This is a genomic window from Actinoplanes sp. NPDC048791 (assembly GCF_040650095.1).
Lineage (GTDB): Bacteria > Actinomycetota > Actinomycetes > Mycobacteriales > Micromonosporaceae > Actinoplanes.
On record NZ_JBEZGQ010000781.1, the window covers coordinates 1 to 4,093 of the forward strand.

The 4,093-nt window shown below is 71.0% G+C and carries 7 protein-coding genes; 3 read left to right on the forward strand and 4 right to left on the reverse strand.

Features of this window, described 5'->3' with window-relative positions; all coding sequences use genetic code 11:
* Nucleotides 1-115 precede the first annotated feature (115 nt).
* On the reverse strand, nucleotides 116-481 hold the full coding sequence (locus tag AB0C29_RS36855) for a helix-turn-helix domain-containing protein (RefSeq protein WP_360830473.1): 366 nt from the start codon (nucleotides 479-481) through the stop codon (nucleotides 116-118).
* Nucleotides 482-575: 94 nt separating this feature from the next.
* On the opposite strand from AB0C29_RS36855, the gene AB0C29_RS36860 reads away from it, so the two are divergent.
* The 3 genes from AB0C29_RS36860 (at nucleotide 576) to AB0C29_RS36870 (ending at nucleotide 2,390) form a co-directional block, all read left to right on the forward strand.
* Entirely contained in the window at nucleotides 576-1,181 is a 606-nt protein-coding gene (locus tag AB0C29_RS36860) for an NAD(P)H-binding protein (RefSeq protein ID WP_360830475.1), read from the forward strand.
* Nucleotides 1,182-1,406: 225 nt separating this feature from the next.
* Complete coding sequence (locus tag AB0C29_RS36865) at nucleotides 1,407-1,814, forward strand: G5 domain-containing protein (RefSeq protein ID WP_360830478.1); 408 nt, start codon at nucleotides 1,407-1,409, stop codon at nucleotides 1,812-1,814.
* Between the two features lie 45 nt (nucleotides 1,815-1,859).
* Entirely contained in the window at nucleotides 1,860-2,390 is a 531-nt protein-coding gene (locus AB0C29_RS36870; protein WP_360830481.1) for a GNAT family N-acetyltransferase, read from the forward strand.
* A gap of 7 nt (nucleotides 2,391-2,397) precedes the next feature.
* On the opposite strand, the gene AB0C29_RS36875 is transcribed toward AB0C29_RS36870, so the two are convergent.
* From AB0C29_RS36875 to AB0C29_RS36885, 3 genes are all read right to left on the reverse strand, one after another.
* A complete protein-coding gene (locus AB0C29_RS36875; protein WP_360830484.1) occupies nucleotides 2,398-3,369 on the reverse strand; it encodes a pirin family protein in 972 nt (323 codons plus the stop codon).
* Nucleotides 3,370-3,380: 11 nt separating this feature from the next.
* Nucleotides 3,381-3,845, reverse strand: coding sequence for a MarR family transcriptional regulator (locus tag AB0C29_RS36880; protein WP_360830485.1), 465 nt, complete (start codon nucleotides 3,843-3,845; stop codon nucleotides 3,381-3,383).
* Nucleotides 3,846-3,901: 56 nt separating this feature from the next.
* The coding region (locus tag AB0C29_RS36885; protein ID WP_360830488.1) for a hypothetical protein at nucleotides 3,902-4,093 on the reverse strand (192 nt) is incomplete at its 5' end.

Consider the following 4,093-nt stretch of genomic DNA (forward strand, 5'->3'; position numbering starts at 1 on the left):
CCGGACCGGCGGTTGCCGGTGCGACGCGAACCCGGCCGCGGACCTGAGCGTGCCGGCCCTGGCCGGCGCGCGGACCGGCCGCGAGTCCGGGCGCTTGCTAGTGCGGGCTGTCGGCCTAGTGTGGGCTGTCGGCGGCCAGGCCGAGGCCGGCTTCGCGGGCGTCGATGAGCTCGTCCCAGTGCTCGCGGGCCCAGGCGCACGCAGCGTTCATCGGCTCCAGCATGCTGACGGCCAGCGGGGTCAGTGCATAGCCGTGGCCCTCAGCGCGGCAGACGAGACCGTCGCGTTCGAGGCCGCGCAGCGAACGGGTGAGGGTCCGTGCGGTGACACCGGGCAACGGCACCCGTAGCTCCGAGAAGCGTCGCGGCCCGCCCTCCAGACAGCGGAGGATCATGCCCGCCCACTTGTCCCCGAAGCGGATCGGGGTGAGGGTCGTCGGGCAGACCGGATCGAACATGTCCGGCTCCAGCGGCACACGCATCGGTCCACGGTAACGGCCCGGCCGGTATCCCGGGGGATACCGTGGCGCACCTTCGTATCCGAGCGGATATCGGGGGCCGGCATAGCGTCCCGGCATGAGCAGAATCGTGATCTTCGGGGCGGGCGGCCGGGCCGGGCGTACCGCTGTGGCCGAGGCCCTGACCCGCGGCCATGACGTGACCGCGGTCGTCCGGGACGCCTCCCGCTACCAGGGTTCGCCGGAGGCGCGGGTCGTCGCGGGCGATGTGCTGGACGCCGCAACCCATGCCGCCGGCGCCGACGCGGTGATCAGCGCGGTCTATCAGAGCGGTCCGGACTTCTTCGTGCGAGCGGCGAAGTCCTTGTCCACGGCCGGCGCGGGACGGATCGTCGTGGTCGGACTGGCCAGCGTGCTGCCCACCGCCGACGGCACTCTGTTGATGGACACCGACGGCTACCCGCAGGAGTGGCGCGACTTCTACCTCGCCCATGCGGCCGGGGTTGCTGCTCTCGACGGCGACTGGGTGGTGGTCAGCCCGGCCGGCGACTTCGACCACGGCGGCCCGCGGCTCGGCGGTTATCGGGTGCTGCCCGCGGACGCCGGGTCGCGGATCTCCTATGCGGACCTGGCGATCGCGCTGATCGACGAGGTCGAGCAGCCGAGCCACCACCAGAAGCACATCGGAGTCGGCTGGTCTGCGGAGGAATCCTTCACAAGCTGAGAAGTCGGGTGCGTCGTCGTCCTGCTGTGCTGCGGTGGACTCTCCGGGCTCGCGGTCGTCGGCGCAGCCATCGACACCCCGGAGATCAGGCAGGCGGCAGATGCCCGCCCGGCGAATGAGCAGCCGGAACAGGCGGCCGCCGCGCCATCCCCGGCTGCTGCAACGGTCGCCGCGAGTGTCCCGCCTGCTTCGCCTGGTGAGACCGGCGCGACCGTTGCGGCTCCCGTGGTGCAGAAGCGGACGGTTCAGGAGACGCAGAAGATCGCGTTCAAGACCCGCAAAGTCAAGGATTCATCGCTGCCGGAAGGAACGACCGAGACCCGGGTACGCGGCGTCGCCGGAGTCAGGACCCTGACCTACGAGGTCACCGTGACCGACGGCGTGCAGTCCGGCAAGCGGCTCATCAAGTCCGTCGTCACCAAGAAGCCGGTGACCAAGGTGACAGCGATCGGAACCCGGAGCGAGCCCGACTGCGACCCCAACTACAGCGGCGGCTGCGTGCCGGTCGACAGCGACGTGGACTGCGCCGGTGGCATCGGCAACGGACCGTCCTATGTCGACGAGGTGGTCAAGGTCATCGGCACTGACATCTACGACCTGGACCGGGACAACGACGGCTTCGGTTGCGACTGACGCGGGCCAGGAGCGAGCTGGCGCCTACCCCTTAACGTGCGCGGTATGCAGGATCTGGGACCCGTCGCCTGGCCGCCCGAGCCGATCAGAACCGACAGACTCACGCTCCGGCAGTCCGCGACCCGGGACCGTGCGGTCTTCGTCGAACTGCTCGCCTCGCCCGAGGTGCACACCTATCTCGGTGGTCCCCGGCCGCGTGCCGAGCTCGAACGTGACCTGCCCTCAGCCCCCGACCGATGGCCCGGCAGCTTCGTCGTTGATCTCGACGGGGAGATGATCGGTCAGGTGCTGCTGCGGAGGGCGACTGGCCACCGCCGACCGGCTGCCGCGGGAAAGGTCGATCTCGGCTACCTGCTTCTGCCGCGGGCCTGGGGCTTCGGCTACGCCTTCGAGGCATGCGCGGCGGCGCTCGGCTGGCTGGCCGCCGCGCTTCCCGGGGAGTCGGTGGTGCTCACCACCCAGACCGCCAACGTCGCCTCGATGCGGCTCGCGGCGAAGCTGGGGTTCGCCGAGGTCGAGCGGTTCGATGCCTGGGGCGCCGAGCAGTGGCTGGGCCTCTGCTCGCCGCCCGTTTAGCTCGCTGTCAGCTGGTGTGCGGCAGGCGCTCCGCCGGGATCACTCCCAGGCGGCCCTTCTGGTAGTCCTCGAACGCCTGCATGAGCTCCTCGCGGGTGTTCATCACGAACGGCCCGTAGTGCGCCACCGGCTCGCGGATCGGCCGGCCGCCCATGATGAACAGCTCCATCGCCGGGATGTTGGTGTCCTGGGTCTTGTCCGCGCTCACCCGGATCGAGTCGCCGGCGCCGTGGGACGCGAGCTGGCCGATCTGGATCGGGCGCTGTTCCACGCCGACCGTGCCGCGGCCGGCCAGCACGTAGACCAGGGCGTTGTAGTCGGGCTGCCAGGGCAGGTCGAGCTGGGCGCCCGGCTGCAGGGTGACGTGGGCCAGGTTGATCGGGGTGAACGTCGAGCCGGGGCCGGCGTGCCCGGCGACCTCGCCGGCGATCACGCGGATCAGGCTGCCGCCGTCGGGAGTGGTCAGCAGGGCCGACTCGCGGCCGCGGATGTCCTGGTACTTCGGGGCGATCATCTTGGCCGCGCGGGGCAGGTTGACCCACAGCTGCAGGCCGTGGAAGAGCCCGCCGCTGGTCACCAGCTTCTCCGGCGGGGCCTCGATGTGCAGGATGCCGCCGCCCGCGGTCATCCACTGGGTGTCGCCGTTGGTGATCGTGCCGCCGCCACCGAGGGAGTCCTGGTGGTCCATGGTGCCGTCGATCATGTAGGTGACGGTCTCGAAGCCGCGGTGCGGGTGCCACGGGGTGCCCTTGGGCTCGCCCGGCGCGTAGTCGACCTCGCCCATCTGGTCGAGGTGGATGAACGGGTCGAGCTCGTTCACCGGTACGCCCGCGAAGGCGCGCCGGACCGGGAAGCCCTCGCCCTCGAAGCCGGACGGGGCGGTGGTCAGCCGGCGCACCGGCCGGTAGCTGGTGGTGGCCGGGTCGAGCCGCGGCAGGCGCGGCAGGACCAGGACGTCGTCGACGGTGATCGCTGGCATGATCTTCTCCCTCAGACTGCGACCGGCTGCGTGCGCAGTCGGGGGCCCAGGCGTCCGAAGACGCGGGTGATGGTGGCGAGCTCGGCATCGTCGAGGTCGTCGATGAACGTCTCCCGCACGGTGGCGAGATGCAGCGGTGCGGCGGCGGTCAGCGCGGCCATCCCGGCGTCGGTCAGCACGGCCTCCTGGCCGCGGCCGTCGTCGGAGCAGCTCTGCTTCCGGACCAGGCCACGCTTGACCATCGTGGTGATCTGGTAGGTGCACCGGCTGGGCGAGAAGACCAGGCGGCCGGCCAGCTCACCCATCCGGAGCCGGTGCTCCGGCGCCTCGGAGAGCACGACCAGCACGTGGTAGTCCGCCATGCTCAGCCCGGTGTCGGCCCGCAGGTCGTCCTCGAGGCGGTTGTGCAGCGCCCAACTGCTCTCCACGAAGGCGCGCCAGGCGGCCTGCTGGGTGGCGCTGAGCGGTTCGGTCATGCCCAGAACCATACTCCTTCAAATCTGAAATAACAGGGGTACGGCGGTGTCGATCGTCACTGGCGGCGCAACAGGAGCAGGGCGGCCAGCAGGGGCAGCGTGATCAGGAAGGCGAGCCGCAGATCCACCACGTCGGCCAGCCGGGCCAGCGCCGCCGGGGCCGCCAGGATCGCCGTACCCGAAGCGAGCGCCCCCAAGGACGCGGCGTGCGCGGCGCTCAACCGGGGTGTCGCGACCAGCCCGGCCAG